The sequence below is a fragment of the Kitasatospora sp. NPDC042419 genome (genome assembly GCF_056437345.1).
Map to the genome: position 1 here is coordinate 359,604 of NZ_JBWKAW010000001.1, position 23,172 is coordinate 382,775.

At 74.8% G+C, this 23,172-nt stretch carries 19 protein-coding genes and 1 riboswitch; of the genes, 5 read left to right on the plus strand and 14 right to left on the minus strand.

Going from position 1 to position 23,172, the window contains the following annotated elements:
- Positions 1-193 precede the first annotated feature (193 nt).
- On the plus strand, positions 194-2,152 hold the full coding sequence (locus AC067J_RS01625; RefSeq protein ID WP_478295939.1) for an anthranilate synthase family protein: 1,959 nt from the start codon (positions 194-196) through the stop codon (positions 2,150-2,152).
- Between the two features lie 78 nt (positions 2,153-2,230).
- On the opposite strand, the gene AC067J_RS01630 is transcribed toward AC067J_RS01625, so the two are convergent.
- From AC067J_RS01630 to AC067J_RS01640, 3 genes are all read right to left on the minus strand, one after another.
- The gene (locus tag AC067J_RS01630) at positions 2,231-2,872 is read right to left on the minus strand and encodes a response regulator (RefSeq protein WP_478296354.1); all 642 of its coding nucleotides are present in this window, start codon (positions 2,870-2,872) and stop codon (positions 2,231-2,233) included.
- Positions 2,873-2,936: 64 nt separating this feature from the next.
- Positions 2,937-4,154 (minus strand): MacS family sensor histidine kinase, encoded by a 1,218-nt coding sequence (gene macS, locus AC067J_RS01635; protein ID WP_478295940.1) that lies wholly within the window; start codon positions 4,152-4,154, stop codon positions 2,937-2,939.
- Between the two features lie 37 nt (positions 4,155-4,191).
- Entirely contained in the window at positions 4,192-5,040 is an 849-nt protein-coding gene (locus AC067J_RS01640) for a lysophospholipid acyltransferase family protein (RefSeq protein WP_478296355.1), read from the minus strand.
- Positions 5,041-5,274: 234 nt separating this feature from the next.
- Between AC067J_RS01640 and AC067J_RS01645 the strand changes: the two genes are divergently transcribed.
- Together AC067J_RS01645 and AC067J_RS01650 are read left to right on the plus strand one after the other, a co-directional pair.
- Positions 5,275-6,069: an alpha/beta hydrolase gene (locus AC067J_RS01645; RefSeq protein WP_478295941.1), complete on the plus strand. Its 795-nt coding sequence runs from the start codon at positions 5,275-5,277 to the stop codon at positions 6,067-6,069.
- A gap of 10 nt (positions 6,070-6,079) precedes the next feature.
- Positions 6,080-6,910 carry a hypothetical protein gene (locus AC067J_RS01650; protein WP_478295942.1) on the plus strand — a complete coding sequence of 277 codons (831 nt, stop codon included), beginning with the start codon at positions 6,080-6,082 and terminating at the stop codon, positions 6,908-6,910.
- A 57-nt stretch (positions 6,911-6,967) separates the two neighbouring features.
- Here AC067J_RS01650 and AC067J_RS01655 read toward each other — a convergent pair whose 3' ends face one another.
- The 5 genes from AC067J_RS01655 to AC067J_RS01675 form a co-directional block, all read right to left on the minus strand.
- Positions 6,968-7,711: an endonuclease/exonuclease/phosphatase family protein gene (locus tag AC067J_RS01655; RefSeq protein ID WP_478295943.1), complete on the minus strand. Its 744-nt coding sequence runs from the start codon at positions 7,709-7,711 to the stop codon at positions 6,968-6,970.
- A 114-nt stretch (positions 7,712-7,825) separates the two neighbouring features.
- Entirely contained in the window at positions 7,826-8,770 is a 945-nt protein-coding gene (locus AC067J_RS01660; protein ID WP_478295944.1) for an ROK family glucokinase, read from the minus strand.
- Between the two features lie 255 nt (positions 8,771-9,025).
- The gene (locus AC067J_RS01665) at positions 9,026-9,493 is read right to left on the minus strand and encodes a DUF5304 family protein (RefSeq protein ID WP_478295945.1); all 468 of its coding nucleotides are present in this window, start codon (positions 9,491-9,493) and stop codon (positions 9,026-9,028) included.
- Between the two features lie 84 nt (positions 9,494-9,577).
- Complete coding sequence (locus AC067J_RS01670) at positions 9,578-10,753, minus strand: ArsA family ATPase (protein WP_478295946.1); 1,176 nt, start codon at positions 10,751-10,753, stop codon at positions 9,578-9,580.
- A 26-nt stretch (positions 10,754-10,779) separates the two neighbouring features.
- A complete protein-coding gene (locus tag AC067J_RS01675) occupies positions 10,780-11,241 on the minus strand; it encodes an SRPBCC family protein (RefSeq protein ID WP_478295947.1) in 462 nt (153 codons plus the stop codon).
- A 330-nt stretch (positions 11,242-11,571) separates the two neighbouring features.
- Between AC067J_RS01675 and AC067J_RS01680 the strand changes: the two genes are divergently transcribed.
- The gene (locus AC067J_RS01680) at positions 11,572-13,365 is read left to right on the plus strand and encodes an AMP-dependent synthetase/ligase (protein WP_478295948.1); all 1,794 of its coding nucleotides are present in this window, start codon (positions 11,572-11,574) and stop codon (positions 13,363-13,365) included.
- A gap of 71 nt (positions 13,366-13,436) precedes the next feature.
- On the opposite strand, the gene AC067J_RS01685 is transcribed toward AC067J_RS01680, so the two are convergent.
- Positions 13,437-14,573 carry a glycosyltransferase family 4 protein gene (locus AC067J_RS01685; RefSeq protein ID WP_478295949.1) on the minus strand — a complete coding sequence of 379 codons (1,137 nt, stop codon included), beginning with the start codon at positions 14,571-14,573 and terminating at the stop codon, positions 13,437-13,439.
- 243 nt (positions 14,574-14,816) lie between these two features.
- Between AC067J_RS01685 and AC067J_RS01690 the strand changes: the two genes are divergently transcribed.
- Positions 14,817-16,235 (plus strand): glycosyltransferase 87 family protein, encoded by a 1,419-nt coding sequence (locus AC067J_RS01690; RefSeq protein WP_478295950.1) that lies wholly within the window; start codon positions 14,817-14,819, stop codon positions 16,233-16,235.
- A gap of 4 nt (positions 16,236-16,239) precedes the next feature.
- Here the strand turns inward: AC067J_RS01690 and AC067J_RS01695 are convergent, their stop codons facing one another.
- The 5 genes from AC067J_RS01695 to AC067J_RS01715 form a co-directional block, all read right to left on the minus strand.
- On the minus strand, positions 16,240-17,187 hold the full coding sequence (locus AC067J_RS01695; RefSeq protein ID WP_478295951.1) for a serine/threonine-protein kinase: 948 nt from the start codon (positions 17,185-17,187) through the stop codon (positions 16,240-16,242).
- A 248-nt stretch (positions 17,188-17,435) separates the two neighbouring features.
- Entirely contained in the window at positions 17,436-18,500 is a 1,065-nt protein-coding gene (locus AC067J_RS01700) for a C40 family peptidase (protein ID WP_478295952.1), read from the minus strand.
- Between the two features lie 226 nt (positions 18,501-18,726).
- The gene (locus AC067J_RS01705; protein ID WP_478295953.1) at positions 18,727-19,911 is read right to left on the minus strand and encodes a C40 family peptidase; all 1,185 of its coding nucleotides are present in this window, start codon (positions 19,909-19,911) and stop codon (positions 18,727-18,729) included.
- Positions 19,912-19,921: 10 nt separating this feature from the next.
- A riboswitch (cyclic di-AMP (ydaO/yuaA leader) is annotated at positions 19,922-20,074 on the minus strand.
- A gap of 365 nt (positions 20,075-20,439) precedes the next feature.
- The gene (locus tag AC067J_RS01710) at positions 20,440-21,486 is read right to left on the minus strand and encodes a C40 family peptidase (RefSeq protein ID WP_478295954.1); all 1,047 of its coding nucleotides are present in this window, start codon (positions 21,484-21,486) and stop codon (positions 20,440-20,442) included.
- A gap of 212 nt (positions 21,487-21,698) precedes the next feature.
- Positions 21,699-23,093: an NYN domain-containing protein gene (locus AC067J_RS01715; RefSeq protein ID WP_478296356.1), complete on the minus strand. Its 1,395-nt coding sequence runs from the start codon at positions 23,091-23,093 to the stop codon at positions 21,699-21,701.
- Positions 23,094-23,172: the final 79 nt, after the last annotated feature.

Below are 23,172 nucleotides of genomic sequence, written 5' to 3' on the forward strand. Positions count from 1 at the left end.
CGCTACGCTCGACCCCGTGAACGCACCGCGCACCTCCTCCTGGTGGTGGGCCGACCCAACGGGTGGCCCACGCATCGCGCGTTCCTAGACGAACACGACGGCCGCCCCCCGGGGCGGCCGTCGGCGTCACAGCAGACGGCCCTCCCGGGAGCGGATTCCAGCACCGCAACCGACCCGGAAGGAACGCCGCACCGTGACCAGCGCCGCCGACCTGCTCGCCCGCCTCACCGGCCCCGACGCACCGGCCTTCGCCCTGCTGCACCGCCGCACCCCCCGCACCGCACCGGACACCGTCGAGGTCCTGCTCGGCACCGTCGGCCGGTACGACCGGCTGGCCGACCTGCCGGTCCGCCACGGCGTCCCCGCCGACGGCCCCGTCCACGACCTGCTCGCGCTCGTCCCCTACCGGCAGATCCGTGAACGCGGCTTCGAGGCGCACGACGACGACACCCCGCTCCAGGCTCTCTCGGTCACCGAGCAGCACGCCGTGCCGCTGGCCGAGCTCGCCGCCGCCCTCCCCCGGACGCCCTTCGCCCTCACCGGCGGCGCCTTCGACATCGCCGACGACGAGTACGCCGAGATCGTCCGCCGGGTGATCGAGGACGAGATCGGGCGCGGCGAGGGCGCCAACTTCGTCATCCGGCGCGACTTCACCGCCACCCTGGAGACCCCCGGCGGAGCCGCCGGCCCCGGCTGCTCCCCCGCCCTCGCGCTCACCCTCTTCCGCCGCCTGCTGGAACAGGAGCGCGGCGCCTACTGGACCTTCCTGGTGCACACCGGCGACCGCGTGCTGGTCGGCGCCTCGCCCGAGGTGCACGTCCGGCAGAGCGGCGGGACGGTCGTGATGAACCCGATCTCCGGCACCTACCGCTACCCGGCCGCCGGCGCCGACCTCGACTCGCTGCTCACCTTCCTCCACGACGCCAAGGAGCTGGAGGAGCTGACCATGGTGGTCGACGAGGAACTCAAGATGATGTGCACCGTCGGCGACCTCGGCGGCCAGGTGCTCGGCCCGCGGCTCAAGGAGATGTCCCACCTCGCGCACACCGAGTACGAGCTGCGCGGCCGCACCTCGCTCGACGTCCGCGAGGTGCTCAAGGAGACCATGTTCGCCGCCACCGTCACCGGCAGCCCGGTCCAGAACGCCACCCGGGTGATCCGCCGGTACGAGCGCGGCGGGCGCGGCTACTACTCCGGCGCGCTCGCCCTGATCGGCCGCTCCGCCAGCGGCGGGCAGCTGCTCGACTCGCCGATCTGCATCCGCGCCGCCGACATCGACCCGGCCACCGGACGGCTCGCCGTCCGGGTGGGCGCCACCCTCGTCCGGCACTCCGACCCGGACTCCGAGGTCGCCGAGACGCACGCCAAGGCCGCCGGGGTGCTCACCGCGATCGGCGCCCGGCCGGCCCCCGCCCGGCGCCCGGGCCCGACCGGCCCGCGGCTCGGCGACGACCACCGCGTCCAGGCCGCGCTGGACGCCCGGCGCGCCGGCCTGGCGCCGTTCTGGCTGCGGATGCAGCAGCCGGCCCGGATCACGGAGGAGCTGGAGACCCTGGTGGTCGACGGCGAGGACACCTTCACGTCGATGCTGGCCCACCTGCTGACCTCGCTCGGCCACCGGGTCGGCGTGGTCCGGTACGACGAGCCGGGCCTGCGCGCCCGGGTCGCCGCCCACCCCGGCCCGCTGGTGCTCGGCCCCGGCCCGGGCGACCCGGCGGCGACCGACGACCCCAAGATGGCCTTGCTGCGCCCGATCGTCACCGACGCGCTGGACGCCGTCCGGGCCGGGCGGCGGACCGCCCCGCTGCTCGCCGTCTGCCTCAGCCACCAGCTGCTGTCGGCCGCGCTCGGCCTGCCGTTGGCCCGCAAGGCCGTCCCCTACCAGGGGGCGCAGGAGACCGTCGACCTCTTCGGGACCAGGCGGACGGTCGGCTTCTACAACACCTTCACCGCCCGCTGCACGGCCGAGGACGCGGCCCGGCTGGCCGCCGAGGGCGTGGAGGTCTCCCGCGACCCGCTGACCGGGGACGTCCACGCGCTGCGCGGCCCGGGCTTCGCCGGGCTCCAGTTCCACCCGGAGTCGGTGCTCACCCGGGAGGGCGTGGAGATCGTCGCCGGACTGCTGCGCGAGGCCGCGGCCGTCCGCCGCTGAGGGCGCCCGGGGCGGGGTCCGGGCCGGGGCGCGTCCCCGACCCGGGCCCCGCGCCGGCCGGACCCGCCCGGGTCCCGCTCAGATCCCGTCGTCCAGCCCCTTCTCGATCGCGTACCGGACCAGCTCGACCCGGTTGTGCAGCTGGAGCTTGCCGAGGGTGTTCTGGACGTGGTTCTGCACCGTGCGGTGGGAGAGCACCAGCCGGTCGGCGATCTGCCGGTAGGACAGGCCCTTGGCGACCAGCCGGAGCACCTCGGTCTCCCGGGCGGTCAGCTGCGGGACGGCGGGCGCGGTCGGGGCGGCCGGCTCGGCGGCCAGCCGGCGGAACTCCCCGAGCACCAGCCCGGCCAGACCCGGGGTGAAGACCGCGTCGCCGACGGCGGTGCGGCGCACCGCGTCCAGAAGTTCCTCCCGCCCGGCCGACTTGACCAGGTAGCCGGTCGCGCCGGACTTCACGGCCTCCAGCACGTCCGCGTGCTCGCCGCTCGCGGAGAGCACCAGGACGCGCACCGACGGGTCCTGCGCGACCACCTGGCGGCAGACCTCGGCACCGGAGAGCCCGGGCAGGTTGAGGTCGAGCACCACCACCTGCGGGGAGCAGGCGCGGGCCCGGCGGACGGCCTCCTCGCCGTCACCGGCGGTGGCCACCACGTCCAGCCCGGCCTCGCCGAGGTCGCGGGAGACGGCGTCGCGCCACATCGGGTGGTCGTCCACCACCATGACCCGCACCGGGCGGTCGGCCGGCTGCTGGTCGGTCGGCTGATCGGTCAAGGTCGGCACCCTTTCACGGGACGTTGTGCGAGGCGTCGTGCGGAGCGTCGTGCGGGACCTTCCGCGGGACGCGGAGTTCGACCTCGACGCCCTCCCCGGGCGACGAGTACAGCTCGGCCGTGCCGCCGAGGTCCAGCAGCCGGCCGCGGATCGACTGGGAGACGCCGAGCCGGCCCGCCCGCTCCGCCTCGCCGAGCCGGCCGGGGGCGAAGCCCGGACCGTCGTCACGGATCGACACGGTGACGGCCTCCGGCTCGTCCTCGACCAGGATCCAGGCGCGGGCCTCCGGTCCGGCGTGCCGGCGGACGTTGTCCACGGCGGCCCCGACGGCGGCGGCGAGCTCGCCGGCGGCCGGGGCGGGCAGCAGCACCGGCGTGCCGGGCGCGGAGAGCGTCACCCGCTCGTCCGCGTACGGGCCGAGCAGGGCGCGGAGGTCCTGCGGCTCCCGCGGCTCGCGCTGGGCCGGCAGCGGTCCGCCGCTCATCAGCGCGCGCAGGGCGCGCTCCTGCTCGCCGGCCAGCCGGCCCAGCTCGGCGAAGTCGCCGCCCCCGCCCGGCCGTTCGGCGCCCCGCCGCTGGACCAGGGCGAGCACCTGGAGCACGCCGTCGTGGATGTCCCGGGAGAGCCGCTCGCGCTCCCGGGTGGCCGCCTCGACCTGGAGCGCCCGGGTGAGGGTCGCCTCGCTGGCCCGGGCCAGCTCTATGACGTAGCCGATCGCGCAGCCGGCCACCATGAGCAGCACGATGTTGTGGATGTTGTCGCCGGTCGGGCCGCCGTGGCCGAGGATGTTGGCCACCCCGATCACCGAGCCGGCCGCCGCGGCCCACCGCCAGCCGCCCCGTCCCGCGAAGCCGAGCACCGTGCCGGCCGCCCAGATGGTCGGCAGGGTGGGCGCACCGTGGCTGATCCGGGAGGGCGCGTCGGTCAGCCCGCTCATCACGATGCCGGTGACGGCGAGCGTCAGGTCGGTGCCGAGCACGTACCAGGTGCAGCGCAGCGGACCGGAGAAGGCGCGGGTGGAGGCCAGCGTCCAGAGGGTCAGTGCGCCGAGGTAGATCCAGCCGGCGACGGGGTGCAGGAACTCCAGGTAGGAGTTGAAGTACCGGAGCAGCGCGTAGCCGAGCGCCAGCACCCGGAAGAAGGAGATGGCCCGCCACAGCGGCAGTTCGACGGACATGCCGCCTGCCGCGACCGCTCCGCCGACCGCCCCGGTTCTGCCGCCGTCCGTCATCCCCGCTGTCCTCCCCCGACGCCCGGCCGGTGCCCGGTCAGGCCGGCCCGGTCTCCTTCTGCTGCTTGTCCTGCTCGGCGGCCCTGCCGGCCTCGGCCTTCTCGGCCTCCGCCCTCTCCGCCTTCTCGGCCTTCTCCGCCTCGGCCTTCTCCGCCTTGGCGGCGGCCTGCTCGGCCTTCTGGACCGCCTTGCGCTCGGCGTCGGCGCGCTTCTTGTCGTCGGCGATCTGCCGCTTGGCGGCGGTGGCGTAGATGTCCACGTACTCCTGGCCGGAGAGCCGCATGATCTCGTACATCACCTCGTCCGTCACCGAACGGAGGATGAACCGGTCGTTCTCCATCCCGTGGTAGCGGGAGAAGTCGAGCGGGCGGCCGATCCTGATGCCCGGGCGGATGCCGAAGTTCGGGACCACCTGGCCGGGCGGCTGCACCTTCTCGGTGTCGATCATCGCGACCGGGATGACCGGCGCACCGGTGGCCAGCGCGACGCGGGCCAGACCGCCGACCTTGCCGCGGTACAGCTTGCCGTCGGGCGAGCGCGTGCCCTCCGGGTAGACGCCGAACAGCTCGCCGCGGTCCAGCACCGCGATCGCGGAGCGGATCGCCGCCTCGCCGGCGCCGCGCACGCCCGAGCGGTCCACCGGGAGCTGGCCGACGCCCTTGAAGAACGCCGCGGTCAGCCGGCCCTTGAGGCCCGGGGTGGTGAAGTACTCGGCCTTCGCGATGAAGGTCACCCGGCGCTTGATCAGCGCGGGGAAGAAGAAGGAGTCCGAGAAGGAGAGGTGGTTGCTCGCGATGATCGCGGCACCCTCGGTGGGGATGTTCTCCTCACCCTCGATCCACGGCCGGAAGAAGATCCGCAGCAGCGGCGCGACGATCATCTTCATCAGTCGGTAGAACAACCCGGGCCTCCTGTATTGCGGACCGGTCGATCCTAATGCCCTTCGGTGCCCGCCCGTGCCCCGCCCCGCCCCGGCGGGGTGTCCGGCGGGGGTGTACGGCGCGGGCGGGCCCGTGGGACGATGCGGTTTCCGCAGCCTCCCGTACCGGTGCACGTCCAGCCCGCACCGGCGCGGGCCGGTGCCGACCCTCCAGCGTCCCCGCCCGCGAAGGAGCCCGCCATGCCGCTGCTGCCCGGCGCCGAACCGTACCGCCACCCGGGTGGGCCGGTGGGCGTCCTGCTCTGCCACGGGTTCACCGGCTCGCCGCAGTCGCTCCGCCCCTGGGCCGAGGAGCTGGCCGCCGCCGGGCACACGGTCGCGCTCCCGCTGCTGCCCGGGCACGGCAGCAGCTGGCAGGACATGCAGCAGACCCGCTGGGAGGACTGGTACGCCGAGGTCGAGCGGGAGCTGCTGGCGCTGGCCGCGGAGTGCGAGCAGGTCTTCGTGTGCGGTCTCTCGATGGGCGGCGGGCTGGCGCTGCGGCTGGCCGCGGTGCACGGGTCGCTGATCTCCGGGGTGGTCGTGGTCAACCCGTCGGTGCGCTCGGACAACCCCGCGAGTGTGCTTCTCCCGGTGCTGCGGCACCTGCTCCCGAGCGTGCCCGGGGTGGCCGACGACATCGCCCGGCCCGGCGCGGTCGAGCTGGCCTACGACCGGACGCCGCTGCACGCCGCCTGGTCGCTGAGCCTGCTCTGGAAGGACGTCCAGCGGCGGCTGCCCGAGGTGACCCAGCCGGTACTGCTGTTCCGCAGTCCGCAGGACCACGTGGTCTCGCCGGCCAACTCCGAACTGGTGCTGGCCCGGATATCCTCGACCGACGTGACGGAGCGGCTGTGCCAGCGCAGCTACCACGTCGCGACGCTGGACCACGACGCGGCGGAAATATTCGCGGCCAGCCTGGACTTCATCCGACGGCTGGCTCCCGCGCAAGCGGCGGGCGTCACCCGGGTGGAATCCGACGATCACCAAGGCTGAAGGGCCGGAAGTGCACGAGAGCAGCACGGCGGGCGGCGAGGACGAGGCACCCCGCGAGGACGGCGCGACCACCGGCGGCACGCGGCCGGGCGGTGAGCAGGCCGGCGGCGGGAAGGCGGGCGGCCGACAGGGGGGCACCGGGCAGGTAGGCACCGGGCAGGGGGGCACCGGGCAGGGGGGCACGGGACAGGGGAGCGCCGGACAGGGGAGCACCGGGCCGGAGGGCGCCGGCGAGGAGGCCGGCACCCGCACCCAGGGGGACACCGGGGACGGCCGGGACGCCGGGACCGCCGAGCCGCCCCGGGTGCGGCGCGCGCCCGAGCGCAGCCAGGCCGAGCAGGACGAGATCTTCGCGGCGCTGGTCGCCCAGTTCGACGATCCCGTCGACCTCAACAACCCGAACTGGCCCGAGATCGAGAACCTCCGGGCGCGCGGCGAGCTCAAGGGCGGCTTCAAGGACGGCGGCGGCCCCGCCGAGCCGGGCGACCTGGCCGACCTCGCGCCCCAGCCGCGGCCCCGCTCCACCCAGCCGGTGATGCCGGCCGCCGGGTCGGGCCCGCGGGACTTCGAACTGGCCGAGGGGGGCGACGAGGACCACTTCGTCCCGCCGGAGCCGCCGCCGCTGCCCGCGGCCGACACCACCGCCAAGTTCGCCTGGCTCGCCGTGCTCGGCGGCCCGGCGCTGCTGCTCTTCGACGCGGTGGTCTGGCGCGAGGTCTCCGGCTGGCCGGCCTGGGTCGGGGTGGCCGCCTTCCTCGGCGGCTTCGCCACCCTGGTGGTCCGGATGAAGGAACAGGACGAGGACGAGCCCGAGGACCCGCACGGCGGCGCGGTCGTCTGACCGGACCGGGCCGCAGCCGACCGGGCGTCAGTCGGCCGGGCACCGGTCGGCCGGGCGTCAGTCGGCCGGCAGCTCCAGGACGGCGAGCACCGGCAGGTGGTCGGTCGCGGCCCGCAGGTCGGCCCCGGTGACGCCGGGCAGCCCGTGCGGGACTCCGCAGGCGAGCACCCGGACGCCGGGGGTGGCGAAGACGGCGTCGAGCCGCTGGTAGGGGTTGTCGGGGACGGACGTCATCTCGCCGCCCCAGGGCGCGACCGCGTGCCCGTCCTGCAGCCGCCCGGCCAGCATCCGCCAGCCCGGCCCGTCCGGGTGCTCGTTGAAGTCGCCCGCCACGACGCCGGATCCGGCGTACCGGAGCTGTTCGGGCAGCAGCTCGAACTGCCGGTACCGCTCGTCCGCGTCCAGGCTGAGGTGGCAGCTGGTGACGGTGAACGGTGCCGCGCCGTCGATCCGGAGCAGCGCGGTGGCGAAGCCGCGCGCGTGCAGTCCGCGGGTCTTCGGCAGCAGCCGGTCGTGCGCGGCCAGCACGGTGACGCCGGGCCGGCCGAGCAGCAGCGGGCCTGCGGCGATCCGGCCGCCACCGCTGAGGACCGCGGTCCCGGTCCGCCGGGCCAGCCAGGCGGCCTGCCCCTCCGGCCGCCAGTAGCGGGGCGACTCCTGGACGCAGACGACGTCCGGCGCGCAGGCCCGGATCACCCGGACGAGGGCGCGCCGGTCGTCCCGCAGCGAGCGGACGTTGTAGCTCAGCAGCCGCAGCCGGCGCGGCCCGGGCGGCGGCAGTTCGGCCGGTCCGGTGGTCATGGTGGTCCTCCCCTGGGTGTCCTCGGGACGACCGTACGGCAGGACGCGGGCCGGGGTGGTGCGAACACGTCGGCGGCGGCCCGGGCGGGCCGCCGCCGAAACGGAGGAGCGCGGTCAGACCGTGCGGGCCAGGTCGGCCGCACCGGCGATGCCGGCCGCCGAACCCGTCGAGGCGAGCACCACCTCGGCGCGCGGGCGGTGCACACCGCCGGTCAGGTAGTGCTCGAAGGCCTTGGCGACGGGGTCGAGCAGCAGCCGGCCGGAGTCGGAGACGCCGCCGCCGAGCACGAAGACGCCCGGGTCGAAGAGCGCGGCGAGGTCGGCCATCCCCCGGCCCAGCCAGTCGGCAAGCTCGGCGTAGCACTCCAGGGCGAGCGGGTCGCCCTCCTCGGCGGCCTGGGTGATGTGGATGCCGCGGATGGTCTCGGCGACGCCGTCGTTGAGCTCCAGCATCCGCTTGCCGCGGACCGGGTCGGCGGCGGCCTTCTCCCGGCCGTACCGGCGCAGCGCCCGGCCGGATCCGTACTGCTCCCAGCAGCCCCGGCCCCCGCAGCCGCAGGGCAGGCCGTCCGGGACCATGTTGAGGTGGCCGATCTCGCCGGCGACGCCGAACCGGCCGCGGTGGAGCCGGCCGTCCAGGACGAGGCCGCCGCCGATGCCGGTGCCGACGGTGATCAGCACCATGTCGGAGTGCCCGGCGGCCGCGCCGTAGCGGTACTCGGCCCAGGCCGCGCAGTTGGCGTCGTTCTCGACGACCGCGGGCAGGCCGGTGAGCTCCTCGATCCGGCCGCGCAGCGGCTCGTCCTCCCAGTCGATGTTGGGGGCGAAGATCACCGTGGAGCGGTCGCGGTCCACGAAGCCGGGGGCGCCGACGCCGGCCGCGGCCACGTCGGGGTACTGCTCCTTGAGCTCGCGCACGGCCTGCGCGATGGCGTCGACCGCCCACTGCGGGTCGGCCGGGGTCGGCACCCTGGTCCGGGCCAGGATCTCGCCGTCCTCGTCGACCACGCCTGCCGCGATCTTGGTCCCGCCGACGTCGACGCCGATGGTCAGAGCCATGTGTCCCTCAGCTATTCACTCGTTCCCGCTGGACGGAACGGTACCGCCCAACCCTGCCCCCGTACACACCGTCGCATACATTAACCGAAGACAATCCACGACCAACGTGGCCGAGCCCCTTCAAAAGTCGTACATTTTCCCCGGTGCGGTCACAGACCGAAGCCACGGAATGACCCGGACGGGATCAGGGCTTCACTGCTTGTCGGACGGTCCCTCAGGCGCTCAGGCGTGTCGGGCGGGCCTCGGGAGCGCGGGCTACTCGGGCGCGCCGGGCTGCCCGGGGACGTCCGGCGTCCCGGGCGCGTCGGGGGCAGCGGGGGCAGCGGGAGCGCCGGGGGCGTCGGCCCCGTCGAGGTCGACCCGCTCGCTGCGGGCCGGCTCGCCCGCGGTCCAGCGGTGCTCGTGGCCGGCCACCGCGGCCCGGTAGGCGGCCAGCAGTTCGGCCCCGGCGGCGGCCAGTCCGGTACCCGCGGCGGCGAGGTGGCCGTACACCTCGGGCTGCTTCTCGCGCATGCGGTCGGCCAGGCCGGCCAGCGAGATCAGGGTCTCGGCGCTCGCCTCCTGCGCCTTCCCGCCGACGGTGGCGACGAACCGGCGGACCTCGTCCACCAGCGGGCCCAGCTCCGGCCCGAACGGGTGCGCCTGCGGGCCGTCCTGCCCGGAGCGGTCCTGCCCGGAGCCGTCCTGCTCGGGGGTGGGCTCGGTCCGGTCGGTGGTGGTCATCGCTGGCGCCTCCTCAACAGCCGTGGCCGCACCCGCGGCCACCGGTTCGACGCTACCCGACCACCGGGGGCGCCCCGACCGGCCTCAGGCCCGGGGCCAAAGCGCCGGATCCGGCGCGAAGCGGACGGCGAGCGCCCCGTCGGACAGGCCCGCGCCGGCGACGGTGCAGCGGCGCAGCGCCGAGGGCAGGGTGAGCACCCGCCGGTGGGCGCCGAGGCCGACCACCAGTTCGTCGCCGCGCCGGACCAGGTCCAGGTCCGCGCGCTCGGCACCGGGCAGGGCGAGGTGCCAGACCAGCAGGCCGTCCGCCGCCAGCCGGTCCTCGACGGTCCACGGCTCGGCCGGGCGCGGTTCGGGGCCCGGGCCGGCACCGTAGAGGCGGTCCGCGACGGCCTCCAGGGTGGCCTCGGCGAGCCCGGTGGCCAGCACCGGCACGCCGTCCGAGGAGTCGACCAGCTCGGCCAGCTCCTCCCGGCGGCGGCGGGCCAGCCCGGCCAGCCACGGATCGGGCGAGTCGACGGCGCCGTCCGGCAGCGCGCCGTGCACCACCACGGCGTCCGGCCGGTGGCCGTGCAGGGCCAGCCCGGCCCTGATCCGGCGCAGCCCCGCGAAGGGGTGGGAGTCGGCCGCGGTGACCAGCCGGACGGTGGTGCCGGGAGCGGTGATCGCGGCGCGCGCCTCGGCGAGCGCGCCGGCCGCCTTGGACCGGGCCTCGTACAACCAGTCGGCGGGCATCGGCACCCCGGCGAGACCGGCCAGCAGCGGGCGCAGCGCCCGGGCGGCCTGGCGCTGCTCGGGGGCGATCCGGGCCAGGTAGCGCTCCAGCTGCTCGGGCAGGGCCAGGGTGGCGATCAGGTCGGTGGGCGGCGGCGCGAGCACCACCAGGACGTCCGCGTCGGCGGCGGGCAGGGCGCGCAGCAGCGCCAGCCGGGCGGTGCCGGGGAGGGCGGTGAGCTCCTCGGGGTCGAGCGGGTCGGCGCCGAGCAGGTCGAGGGCGGGCTTGAGCCGGCCGCCGATCTCGTCCAGCGCGTGCCGGAAGGCGGCCTGCTCGTCGATCCGCGCGACGGTGAGGCCGGGCGCGTACGGCGCCGGTGCGGGCTCCAGCCGGGTGCCGAGGACGGCGTCCAGGGTCCGGTGCGGGTCGTCGGCGGCCAGCAGCAGGGTGCGCCGGCCCTGCCGGGCGGCGTGCAGGGCGGTGGCGGCGGCCACCACCGGCGCCGCCGTGTCACCGCTGACCAGGATGGTGCGTGTCGCCGTCATGCCGTACTGCCCCCGTTCGCCCGCCGTCAGCCTTCGACGGTCCTGGTGGTGCCGGTGTCCTCGACCCGCTTCTTCAGGCCGGCCAGGGCACGGTCGATGATGACCTTCTCGGCCTTGCGCTTGATCATGCCGAGCATCGGGATCTTGACGTCGACCGCGAGCTGGTAGGTGACCTCGGTGCGGTCGGTGCCGAGCGGGGCCAGCGTGTAGGAGCCGTCCAGCGAGCGGAGCATCTGGCTGCGCACCAGCGTCCAGCCGACCTCGCGGTCGCCGTCCCAGGTGTAGGCGAGGACGTGCTCGTCGCGGATGGCGCCGGCGTCGAGCAGCAGGCGGACCTGTGCGGCGCGGCCGTTCTCCGCGGTCTCCAGCACCTCGATCTCCTTGACCTCACCGGTCCAGGCCGGGTAGGCGGCGAAGTCGGCGATCACGGCCATGACCGCCGCCGGGGTCGCGTCGATGGTGATGCTCGACCTGGTGTGCTCCGCCATGGAATGGCCCTCCGCGTCGTCCCTTGCTGCCGGCCCGGCCGAGCCTGCTCGGTCGGGTGCGCCCGGAGCAGGCTATCGCGACCGGCGATCTCCGCCGTCCGCGGTCCGCCCGGCGGGGGCGGGCGGATGCGCGGGCCCGGGGCCCGTCCGGTGGCTACCGGCCGGTCACCCCGGGGCTGTCGTAGGGTGCCATTCGAACGACCCGGTCCCGACCTGGTCGGACGGGTCAAGGTGTGACACTTCGAACACCGGAGCCGACCCCCCTGGTCGAAGCCGCCTACCGGGCAGTAACGTCCTGCCGTCCCGCAGCGTCGCGAACGAGGAGCAGTCTTGCTCGACTTCAGCCTTCCGGCCCTCTACCAGGTACCGAGCGGCGGTAACCTCTCCGACCTCGTGCACCAGAACGCCGAGCGGCACCCCGACGTCGTGGTGCTCAGCCGCAAGGTGGACGGCCAGTGGCAGGAGTTGACCGCCGCCCAGTTCCTGGTCGAGGTGCACGCCGCCGCGAAGGGCCTGATCGCCGCCGGCATCCGGCCGGGCGACCGGGTGGGCCTGATGTCCCGCACCCGGTACGAGTGGACGCTGCTGGACTTCGCGATCTGGACGGCCGGCGCGATCACCGTGCCGGTGTACGAGACCTCCTCCCCCGAGCAGGTCGAGTGGATCCTCGGCGACTCCGGGGCGGTCGCCGTCCTCGCCGAGACCGCCGCGCACGCCGCGGTGGTCGAGGAGGTCCGCGAGCGGCTGCCCGAGCTGGAGCACACCTGGCAGATCGAGGACGGCGCGCTGGCCGCGCTGGCCGAGGCCGGCCGCAAGGTGACCGACGCGACCGTCACCGAGCGCCGCTCGGTGGCCACCGCCGACTCGGTCGCCACCATCGTCTACACCTCGGGCACCACCGGCCGCCCGAAGGGCTGTCAGCTGACCCACGCGAACTTCCTGGCCGAGTGCGGCAACGTGGTCGAGCGCCTCGCGCCGCTGTTCCGCACCGGCGAGAGCTCCGTCCTGCTCTTCCTGCCGCTCGCGCACGTCCTCGCCCGGATCGCGGAGATCGCCCCGGCGATGGCCCCGATCAAGCTCGGCCACGTCTCCGACATCAAGGACGTCACCGCCGAGCTGGCCTCCTTCCGGCCGACCCTGATCCTGGGCGTTCCGCGGGTCTTCGAGAAGGTGTACAACACGGCGCGCGCCAAGGCCCAGGCCGACGGCAAGGGCAAGATCTTCGACAAGGCCGCCGACACCGCGATCGCGTACAGCCGGGCGCTGGACGCGGGCGGCGCCGGGCTGCTGCTCAAGGTCAAGCACGCGGTCTTCGACAGGCTGGTCTACAGCAAGCTGCGGGCCGCGCTCGGCGGCCGGGCGACCCACGCGATCTCCGGCGGGGCACCGCTCGGCGAGCGGCTCGGCCACTTCTACCGCGGGATCGGCTTCACCGTGCTGGAGGGCTACGGCCTGACCGAGACCTGCGCGGCCACCGCCTTCAACCCGTGGGACAAGCCGAAGATCGGCACGGTCGGCCAGCCGCTGCCCGGCTCCGCGGTGCGGATCGCCGAGGACGGCGAGGTGCTGTTCAAGGGCCCGCAGGTGTTCACCGGCTACTGGAACAACCCGGAGGCCACCGCCGAGACCCTGAAGGACGGCTGGATCTCGACCGGCGACATCGGCTCGCTGGACGACGAGGGCTACCTCACCATCACCGGCCGCAAGAAGGAGATCATCGTCACCGCGGGCGGCAAGAACGTCGCCCCGGCGGTGATCGAGGACCGCATCCGGGCGCACGCGCTGGTCGGCGAGGTCATGGTGGTCGGCGACCGCAAGCCCTTCGTCGCCTGCCTGCTCACCGTGGACGAGGACTTCTTCCCGCGCTGGAAGGAGCTGAACGGCAAGCCGGCCACCGCCACGGTCGCCGAACTGCGCGAGGACCCGGACCTGCTGGCCGCCCTGCAGTCCGCGGTGGACGACGGCAACGCGGCCGTCTCGCACGCGGAGGCGGTGAAGAAGTTCCGTCTGCTGGACACCGTCCTCTCCGAGGAGAGCGGCCACCTGACGCCCTCGCTCAAGCTCAAGCGGAACGTCGTGCTGAAGGACTTCGCGGCCGACGTCGAGGCGATCTACCAGCGCTAGGACGCCGTGTCCGGGCCGGTGCGGCCCGCCCCCGTGTGAACCGGGGGCGGGCCGCACCGGCCCGTCCGCGCTCAGCCGGCCAGCAGCGAGGTCAGCCGCCCGGCGAGCAGGTCCCAGCGCCAGGAACGGTCCACCCAGCGCCGTCCGGCCTCGCCCATCCGCCGGCGCAGCTCCTCGTCCTGCAGCAGCCGGACGATCCGCTCGGCGGCCGCCGCGGGCGAGCCGCCCGGCACGACGTGGCCGGTCTCGCCCTCCAGCACCGCGTCCGGCGCACCGCCGGAGTCCCCGGCCACCACCGGCAGGCCGGTCGCCGAGGCCTCCAGGTAGACGATGCCGAGCCCCTCGACGTCCAGTCCCCCGCGCCGGGTGCGGCAGGGCATGGCGAAGACGTCCCCGGCGCCGTAGTGGGCGGGCAGCTCCTCCCACGGCACCGAGCCGGTGAAGCGCACCGAGGGGCGCACGCCCCGGGCGTCCACCAGCTTCTCCAGCTCGGCCCGGTACGGGCCCCCGCCGACGATCAGCAGGACGGCGTCCGGCACGTCGGCGAGGATCTGCGGCATCGCCTCGATCAGGGTGTCCTGGCCCTTGCGCGGCACCAGCCGGGAGACGCAGACCACCACCGGCCGGCCGGTCAGGCCGAGCCGCTCGCGCACCGCGGCGCCGCCGGAGTCCGGGTGGAAGGTCCGCTCGTCGACCCCGGGCGGCAGCTGCACCATCCGGGCGGCGGCCGCCGGCCCGACCGCGTCGGCGATCCGGGAACGGGTGTACTCGCCGAGGTAGGTGAGGGTGTCGGTGCCCTCGCCGATCCGGCGCAGCAACTGCCGGGCGACCGGCAGTTGGGCCCAGGCGGCCTCGTGGCCGTGGGTCATGCCGAGCAGCCGGCCGGCCCCGGCCCGGCGCAGCGCGGGGGCCATCAGTCCGAGCGGGGCCGCCGCCCCGAACCAGACGGAGTCGCACCCTTCGGCGCGGAGGATCTCGGCGGCCCGCCGGGTGACCCGGGGTGTGGGAACCATCACCTTCGTCCGGTCCCGGATCACCGGGAACGGCTGCTCGGCGTCGAACCGCGCCACCTCGCTGCCGTCGCGCCAGGTGGAGGCGTAGACGACGACGCTCCCTGCGGGCTGACGGACGGCCATGTTGTGGACGAAGGCCTGGATGCCGCCGGGCCTGGGCGGGAAGTCGTTGGTGACGATCAAGGTCTTGTGCATCAGGCGACGGCTCGCTCGGTCGGGGGGTGCTCGGTGTACCGCTGGGTGATCCGTACGATAGGTCAACACCATGACCCGCCGGGAACGGAACCGCGCACGGCAACCGTTCCACCCCCGGGTCTGTCCTAGAACCTAGGCGGCCGGTGCGGCCGGGCCGACGTGCGGCCCCGGCCCGGCACCGGCGGCCCGGGCGTCCGTCGCACGACGCCTCCGGTGGGACGTCGAGACGAACGAGGGAGCGCAGTGGAGTTGGCCCCGGCCACCGAGTCCGGTTCACCCAGCGGCGCGGCCGGCTCCGGCACGGCGCTGGCCGTCCGCCAGGAGCCCGTGCAGGGCCCCGAGCGCCCCTCCGGGCGGACCGGGGCGCTCCTGGCGCTCGGCGGGACCTGGGTGGCCACCCGGGCGCTGCTGATCCTGCTGACGACCGGTGTGCTGCGGATGCCCGGCGGGGACATCACCGCCGACGTCTGGATCATCTACCACGCCTGGTACGGCGTCCTGCAGACCGGCACCTTCCCGCTGGACGACGTCACCTGGCAGTACCCGCCCGGGGCGGCCCTGGTGATCATGCTGCCGGGGCTGCTGCCCTGGTCGTACCTGGTCTCGTTCTGGGTGATCTGCGGGATCGCCGACGCCGCAGCGATGGCCCTGCTGGTCCGTACCGGCCTGCGCAAGGGCCGGGCGCTGACCGGCGCCTGGGTCTGGGTGGCCGGCGTGCCGCTGCTCGGCCCGATGATCTACAACCGCTACGACGTGATCGTCACCGCGATCGCGGTGGCCGGCCTGCTGGCGCTGATCCGCCGCCCGGCGGTCGGCGGGCTGCTGCTGGGCCTCGGCGGGATCGTCAAGATCTGGCCGCTGCTCGGCCTGATCGGCACCCCGTCCGGCCGGCGCACCCGCCGCTCCTGGACGGCCGCGGCCGCCGCGGCCGCCTCGATCGGCTTCCTGCTGGCGGCGGGGATGAACGGCGCGTTCGAGTTCCTGACGTTCCAGAAGGACCGCGGCATCGAGGTGGAGTCGGTCGGCGCGCTGCCGATCCACTTCGCCCGGATCGCCGGGGTCTGGGACGGCAAGGTGCTGATGAACTACGGCTCGGTGGAGATGCTCGGGCCGTGGGTGCCGGTGGTCTCCAAGGTGATGCTGGCCGGGTCGGTGCTGGGCTTCGGCTGGCTGCTGCTGTGGCGGTTCACCGCCCGCCGGCGGAACGCGGCCACCATGTACGACGCGGCGCTGGCCGCGCTGCTGATCTTCACCGTGACCAGCCGGGTGATCAGCCCGCAGTACCTGGTCTGGCTGGTCGGCGTGGCGGCGGTCTGCCTGACCGTGCGCGGCACCAGCCAGCGGCCGGTCGCGGTGCTGATCCTGGCCGCGACCCCGCTGACCCTGGTGGAGTTCCCGATGATCTTCGGCGACGTGGTCGCCAGCAAGCCGACCGCGATCGCCGTGCTGACCCTGCGCAACCTGCTGCTGCTGGCCGCCACCGCGCTGTCCTGCGTCCGGCTCTGGCGCTCCACCCGGCGCACCGAGCGGCTCCCGGCGACCGTCGTGCTGACCCACCCGGAGCCCGTCCCGTCCGCCGCCTACTCGGTCCGGCCCGGCATCGCCTACGAGCAGGACCTGCTGGACGGCATCGACCGGCCGACCGCCCGGAGCGAGCGCTAGGCGCTCAGGACGCCAGGCCCCGTACCTCCGTGATCCAGAGCCGGGTGAACTCGGCGAGGCCGAGGCCCAGGCGGTCCCGGCAGAGCCGGTCCAGCCACGCCTCCCGGTCGGCCCCGGGGCCGGCCTCGCCGACGGCCCGGTAGAACGCCACCAGCCGCTGCGGCCCGTACCGGCGGGCGATCAGGTCGCAGGCCAGCCAGGCCTGCTCGTAGACCTGGGCGAGGCCGTCGGCGCCGGCCGTGAAGTCCCGGTCCTCGGGCAGGGCGGCGGGCAGCCTCCCGGCCGCGACGTCCCGGGCCAGTTCGGGGGCGATCTGCCGTGCCGGACGGCCGGAGTCGCGGTACCCGGTCCAGTCGGCGACCCCCTCGGAGAGCCAGAGCGGCGTCCAGGCCCGGGTGTCGGCCCGGGTCGCCACGTGGACCGCCTCGTGCGTGGTCACCACCTGCCGGCCGAAGTCGCTCAACCGCCCGTACGCCCCGGGGTTGACCACGATCCGGTCGGCCGGGGCGTGCCGGGGCGCCCCCGGCGACGCGACGGTGACCGCCGCCATCCCCGACCAGCCGGGCGAACCGTCCGCCACGAGCCGGGCGAACTGTTCCTCGGTGGCGGGCAGTTGGAACAACAGCCGACCCGCCCAGCCGGTGCCCCAGACCGCCTCGACCGCGGGGACGGCGCGGTCGCCGACGGCGGCCAGCCCGGCCAGTGCGGGCGGCTCGGCCGGGCCGAGCACCAGGCAGCGCTCACCGGCGGCGGCCCGGACGGTGCCGAGGTCCCACAGCGGCGGCGGTCCGCCGGCGCCCTCCTCCCGCTCCACCCGCAGGCGGCCGCCGCTCCCGGCCAGGGTCAGCCGGCGCGGGTGCACCACCGGCTGCTCGTCGTACCCGGTCACCGTGACCGCCAGCTCGGCGCTGGCGGAGCACCGGCCCTCGGGGTCCACGGGGCCGAGCAGCACGTTGCGGTAGGCCGCCCGGACCGGCAGCGCGGGCGGCCCGGCGGTCAGCGCCCGGGCCCGCTCCTCCAGTACCGCCAGCGCCTCGGCGTGCTCGTCGGACGCGGCCGCCGCGGACCCGGCCGGGCCGGCTCCGGGCAGCGAGAGCTGGGCGAGTCCGGCGGCCGCGAGCAGCAGGGCACCGCGCCGGGACAGCGTACGGCCGCCGCCCGGGGTGCTCGGGGCGGCGGCCGGAGGGGGGTCGGGGCGGCTCAGAGCCGGATCACCCCCGCGACCGGCATCGCGTTGACGCTCTCGTAGCGGACCTTGGCGCCCGGGTAGGGGGCGTGCACGATCACCCCGCCGCCGGCGTACATCCCGACGTGGTGCATGTCCCGGTAGAAGATCACCAGGTCTCCCGGCCGTGCATCGGTGAGGCCCACCCGTCGGCCGGCGTACGCCTGGGCCTGCGAGGTGCGCGGCAGGGTCACTCCGGCCTGCCGCCAGCTCCAGTACATCAGACCGGAACAGTCGAACGCCTTGGGCCCGGTGGATCCGTACACGTAGGGCGAGCCGATCATCCTCACGGCGGCGGCCAGCGCGGCGGCGCCGCGTTCGGAGGCGGGCGGGGTGGTGCCGAGGTCCAGCCGGTCGGTGCCGCGGGTGGCGCGCTGCTCGGCCTCCCGGGCGTCCTGGGCCGCCAGCCGGGCCCGCTCGACGGCGCCGAGGCTGTTGAGGAGCCGCTGCGCCTTGGCGAGCCGCTGCTGGATCTGCTGCTTGCCCTCGGCGAGCGCCTTGCGGGTCTGGTCCAGCTCGGCGAGCTTGGCGGAGGTCTCGGCCCGGCGCTGGTCGAGCCCGCGCTGCCGGGCGACCACCTCGCGGAGCGTCTCGTTCTGCCGCTCGGCGACCTGGTCGAGGCTTCGGGCCCGGGAGAGGTAGCCCTCCGGGTCGGCGGAGAGCATCAGCTGGACGGTCTGCGCCATGCCGCCGCTCCGGTACTCGGCGCCGGCGACCGCGGCGAGGTCGCCGCGGAGCTGGTTGAGCTCGTCCTGGGCGACGGCGATCTGCTGCTGGAGCGTGCCGGTCTCGTGCTGGAGCTTCTGCTGGGCCTCCTGGGCGGCGTTGTACCGCTCGGACGCCTGCTCGGCCTCGTCGTAGAGCTGCTCCACCTGGGCCTTGACGTCCTTGCGGTTGGCCGGACCGTCCGGGGAGCCGGGTGCGGCCTGGGCGGTGCCTCCGGTCGCCACGCCCAGCGCGGTGGTGGCCGCCGCGGTGAGCACCAGCGCCCGGGCGAGGGCGTGCGCGCCTGACAGCGGGGAACGGCGGTGCACGGGCATGCGGCGTCGGCTCCGATCCTGCGGCAGGGCCCGCCGCCGCCCCGGGGAGGGCGGCTGGAAGCGGGAGTCCGGTGGCAGACGTTAGCGAGTCCGGGCAACCGAGTCCAAACCCCTCCCAACCCGAATATTTGACTCCTTTTCGGACATCAGCACGAGTGGCGGGAAAGCCGCAGGCCCGGCCTCCCCCGCGGGGAGACCGGGCCTGCGCAGGCCGCGTGATCGGGGATCAGAGGCGCACGATGGAGTTGACCGGCATGTTGGAGGCCGCCTCGTAGCGGACCGAGGCACCCGGCTTGGGGGCGTGGATGACCTGGCCGCCGCCCACGTAGATGCCGACGTGGTGCCGGTCGCCGTAGAAGATCACCAGGTCGCCGGGCTGGGCCTGGGAGATGTCCGAGCCGATCCGGGTGCCGGCACCGGCCTGCGCCTGCGAGGTGCGCGGCAGCGACACGCCCGCCTGGGCGTAGGCCCAGCCGGTGAGGCCGGAGCAGTCGAAGGAGTTCGGGCCGGTGGCGCCGTAGACGTACGGGGCACCGAGCTTGCTCTCCGCCGCGGCGATCGCGGCGGCGGCGCGCGAGCTGTTGGCGGCGGGCGCGGCCGGCTTGGGCGCGGCGGCCGCGGGGGCCGAGGAGGCCGGGGCGGACGGAGTCTGGGCGGCCGGCGCACTGAGGTTGCTGCGCTCGTTGTCACGGGAGGCGCGCTCGGCGTCGGCCTTCGCCTTGGCGGCCTTGGCAGCCTCGGCCTTCGCGGCCTCCGCCTTCGCCTTGGCCTCGGCGGCGGCCTTCTCCTCGGCCGCGCGGATCGCCTGGCGCTCCTGCTCGGTCAGGGTGTTGAGCAGGTCCTGGGCCTTCGCCAGCTTGGCCTGGACCTCCTCCTTGGAGGCCTTCAGCTGCTGGGTGGTGGCTTCCAGCTCGCCGAGCTTGCCCTGGGTCTCGGTGCGGTCCTGGTCGAGCCTGCGCTGCTGCTCCTGGAGCTCCTTCAGCGCGCCGGACTGGGTCGAGCCGGCCTGGTTCAGGGCGTCGGCCTGGTTCAGGAAGTTGTCCGGGCTGGAGGAGAGCATCAGCTGGACGGTCTGCGATATGCCGCCGGTGCGGTACTGCTCGCCGGCGATCTCGGAGAGGCCGCCCTGCGCCTCGGTCACCACGGCCTGCTGACGGGCCACCTTGTCCTGCAGCTCACCGACCTGCTTCTGCAGCTCCTGCTGCTTGGCCTGGGCGCCGTTGAGCTTCTCGGTGGCGATCTCGGCCTGCTCGTTGAGCTGGTCGACCTGCTCCTTGACCTGGTCCTTGGTCGGGGCCGGGTCGGCGTGGGCGCCGGACTGCGCGGAGAGCGCGACGGCCGCGGCGGCGAGGCCGGTCAGGACGGAGACCCGGGCACGGCCGGCGGGCTTGGGACGACGATGGGACGCCACGAAGGCGGACTCCTTCTTCCTCATCCGCCTACCGGGTGAGCTGACGGGTTCGGGCGGAAGCGTGCCCTACGACGCCTCACCGGCCGCTCACGCGGACGACCTGGCGCCGATTCACCCCGGAGGAACGTGGTTCCCCGGCTCCACTCCACAGCGCCCCCGACTGCTGGGCTCTCACTCGGACGGGCGACTGCCCGTCCCGCTGCTTCACGAACTCGACGGAAACCCCCGCCGCCACCCAGGCTGGGTGATCGACTGTGCGGTGGTTCGAGACACGACCCTAGTAACAGATCCGTGATCCGTTCAAATCCTTGTCGGAAAAAAGCCAGAAGAATGCCCAAGTTCTTTTGTGAATATGACCAGGTGTGACCACCGCTCCACGCGGAGCTGATCATTCCTCACCCCGCGGTCGAACCGGTGGCCGAAACACCCGCGCCACCCCCGTTCGGAGGTGGCGCGGATCACAGGGCCTTCGGCGGGCCCGCGGGCGTGTCGTGACGGACCGTCGGACGGCCGGACACCCCGGACGCGTCAGACGCGGCGGATCGTGTTGATCTTCATGGCGTCGGCCTTCATCACCTTGATGACGTCACCGGTGCGCGGCGCGTGGACCACCATGCCGTTGCCGATGTACATGGCGACGTGGCTGCGGTCGTCGCGGTAGATGATCAGGTCGCCCGGCTGCGCCTCGGCGAGCGACGGCACCCGGGTGCCGTAGTTGCCCTGCGCCTGCGAGGTGCGCGGCAGCGAGACGCCGGCCTTGCCGTACGCCCAGACCATCAGGCCGGAGCAGTCGAAGCTGCTCGGACCGGTGGAGCCCCAGCCGTAGGGCTTGCCCTGCTGGGCCATCGCGTTGGCCACCGCGGCGCCGGCCATGCCGGAGGCCTGCGGCAGCGCGCCCAGGTCGGGCCGCTCGCTCCCTCCGCGCGAGGCCCGCTCCTGCTGCTGCTGGGCCGCCTTCAGGGCCGCGCGGTCGGCGGCGCTGAGCGAGTTCAGCAGGTCCTGGGCTTCCTTGAGCTTCTTGTTGACCTCGGCCTTGGACTGGTTCAGGTCCTTGGTGGTGGTGTCCAGCGAGGCCAGGACGGCGGCCGCCTCGGCCTTCTGCTGGTCCAGCCGGCGCTGCTGGTCCTGGAGGCCCTTGAGCGCCTCGGTCTGGCTGGAGCTGGCCTGCTGCACGCTGGAGGCCTTGTCCAGGTAGCCGGACGGGTCGGAGGAGAGCATCAGCTGCACCGACGGGTCGATGCCGCCGGTGCGGTACTGCGCACCGGCCACCTCGGCCAGACCGGCCTGAAGCTGGGTCATCTGCTCCTGGCCGCGGGCGACCTGGTCCTGCAGCTGGTCGGCCTGCTTGCGCAGCTGGTCGGTCCGCTCCTTGGCGCCGTTGTAGCGCTCGGTGGCCTGCTCGGCCTCCTCCTGCAGCTGGTCGATCTGCGCCTTGACGTCCTCCTTCTTGGGGGACGGGCTCGGTGCGGCGTGCGCGGCGACCTGCGCGGAGAGGGCGACCGCGGTCGCAGCGGCCGCAGTGAGCACGGACACCCGCGCGCGGCTGGGCTGCTTGGGACGGCGGTGGGAGGCCAAAAGACCGGCTCCTTCTTCCAATGGACTCACCTGTTCGGGTGAGAATCCGGAAAATAGGTTTGACGCCAGACCCTAGTGAAGATCCACGGTTTGCGCCACTCCCCCGTTGGCGTGAACCCGTCTCCCCCGCTCTGACTTCACGAGACCCACACATCACCGCAACCCCGGCGCTGACCAGGCGTCATTCCCGCCTGCTCGGAGCCGGGGGACGGCTACGGCCGGGCCAGCCGGTTGAGCAGCAGGACGGAGGCCACGGGGCGCGCGCCCGCCTTCCGCACGCCCTCCGCGACCTCGCGGTCGGTGGAGACCACCACCACCGGCCGCCCCTGCGGTTCGGCCCGCACCAGCCGGCGGATCAGCTCGTCCGCCGTCTCCCCCGTACGGCTGAACCGCACCCGCACCCCGCGCGGCGGCGCCATGATCACCGGCACGTCCAGGTCCTGGCCGTCGAACACACAGGTGACCTCCGCCTGGGTGCGCTGCGCCAGCATCGCCAGCCCGCCCAGCAGCCGGATCCGCTGCTGCTCCAGCGGCAGCGTCGGATAGCCGGTCTTGGTCACGTTGTAGCCGTCCACCACCAGATGGACCTGCGGGATCGCCAGCAGCTGGTCCAGCAGCGCCGGGTCGTCCTCCGCCAGGCCGCGCCGAGCCACGTCGTGCGGCGAGGCCGAGCCCGGCACCACCGCCTCCACCAGGTCCGCCGGGCGGATCTGCGACACCGGCAGCGCCAGCTCCCGCTGCAGCCCCTGGGCCGACTGCAGGACGGTGTCCAGCAGCAGCCGCAGCCGCATGTCCTCGACGCTGCGCCCCTCGCGGGCCGACCGGCGGCCCTGCTCGGCGGCGTTCTCCAGCTCCGACACCCGGTGCCGCAGCCGCCGCGTCTCGCTCTCGCCGCCGCTCCGCTCGGCCGCCGCCTGCGCCTTGACCGCCTCCAGCTCGGCGGCCAGCTTCCGCGTCTCGGCCTGCGCCCGACGGGTGTCGCTCTCCAGCGAACGGACCTTCCGGCGGAGCGACTCGGCCTCCTTGCGGACGTCCTCCGACTCGGCCCGGTGCCGGTCAAGGTCGGCCCGCGCCGCGGCCCGCACCTCCGTCAGCTCGGCCTGCAGCTTCTCCACCAGCCGGGCCGCCTCGGCCGCCGCGCCCTCGGCGCCGGCCCGCTCGGCCTCCTCGCCGGCCTCCGCGACCAGTCGGCTCCAGCCGGCCGAACGGACCAGGTAGGCGGCCGCGGCCACGTCCATCGGATCGGCGGCGCCCGGCACGGTGCCCGACTCCAGCGCCCGGACCAGATCGGGCTGGCCCAGCCGCAGCCGCTCCGCTATCCGCACCCGGAAGGCCGGCTCGGACTCCAGCGCGGCGGCCAGCGCGGTCGCGGCGTACTTGGCCCGGCGGGCCGGGGTGAACTTGGCGTACTGGCGCAGCGACTGCGGCAGCTCGCCGAGCGGCAGGCCGCCGAGCGCGTCGGCGGCCAGGCCGACCACCCGCCGGCGCACGCCCTCGGGCAGCGGCCGGTCCAGGCGCTCGGCGGTCGTCTCCGCGGCCGGCCCGTCGCGGTCGTCCGACTCGTCCGGCCCGTCCGCCCCGCCGTCCGTGCCGGCCCCGTCCCGCACGTCCGTCCCGTCCGTGCCGTCCGTACCGCCTGCGCCGTCGGCTGCCGCCGGTTCGTCACCGCCGCCGGACTCCTCGCCG